Source organism: Bacillus sp. SIMBA_005, assembly GCF_046535585.1.
Taxonomy (GTDB): Bacteria; Bacillota; Bacilli; order Bacillales; family Bacillaceae; genus Bacillus; species Bacillus pumilus.
In genome coordinates this window covers 1-233 of record NZ_JAWRWI010001232.1, presented here as the reverse complement: position 1 = coordinate 233, position 233 = coordinate 1, and the positions used below count along the sequence as shown (strand labels likewise).

Below are 233 nucleotides of genomic sequence, written 5' to 3'. Positions count from 1 at the left end.
GCACGATCGACGCTGGCTACCGTGGCGAGATCAAGGTCGCGCTGCTGAACACCGACCGTGAGAGTCCCTATTCGATCGCAGCGGGCGACCGCATCGCGCAGCTGATCATCGCCCCGGTGTTGCGCGCGAACTTCCTTCCCGTCACCGAGCTTGACGAGAGCATTCGGGGCGAGGGCGGCTTCGGCTCGTCCGGATACGCCGCGCCCGCCAACTGATCCGAGAGACACAAGGCA

At 65.7% G+C, this 233-nt stretch carries 1 protein-coding gene; it reads left to right on the top strand.

The window, feature by feature from the left end:
- The coding region (locus SB660_RS23995; protein WP_410585131.1) for a dUTP diphosphatase at positions 1-215 on the top strand (215 nt) is incomplete at its 5' end.
- Positions 216-233: the final 18 nt, after the last annotated feature.